The sequence below is a fragment of the Novosphingobium umbonatum genome, assembly GCF_004005905.1.
Taxonomy (GTDB): Bacteria; Pseudomonadota; Alphaproteobacteria; order Sphingomonadales; family Sphingomonadaceae; genus Novosphingobium; species Novosphingobium umbonatum.
Map to the genome: position 1 here is coordinate 1 of NZ_SACO01000057.1, position 420 is coordinate 420.

The 420-nt window shown below is 58.6% G+C and carries 1 protein-coding gene; it reads left to right on the forward strand.

The features are described 5' to 3' along the window. Positions 1-224: 224 nt before the first annotated feature. On the forward strand, positions 225-420 hold a 196-nt coding region (locus EOE18_RS18260; protein WP_281278053.1), incomplete at its 3' end, for a rhodanese-like domain-containing protein.

Below are 420 nucleotides of genomic sequence, written 5' to 3' on the forward strand. Positions count from 1 at the left end.
GATGGCGGCGCTGGCAAAACGATACCAGTCTGGCCCCATTTCCGGACGGGACAGGCCGAACACCTCGGCCACAATGCCGAATTCAAACGTGCACAGCCCATCATATAGCAGGGCGACGACGAGTGGGCATTTGCGTTTTGGCATAATATGCACGCATATTGTCATTTACGCCAATTGCAAGTCTGCCCTGTTTCGCGCCAACGTCATGGCGAAGGAGATAGCCCATGACCACCGCCGTAACCGCCATTCCCTGCGCCCCCAGCGATGCCGCCCGCGAACACTTTGCTGCCGAATTCAGCTTTGAGACCGATTGCTGGGATGTGCATGACAGCTTGAGCAAGGGTGCCGATTTCGTGCTGCTCGATGTGCGCAGCCCCGCGCTTTACGCCAAGGGCCATGTGCCCGGCGCCATCAGCTTTC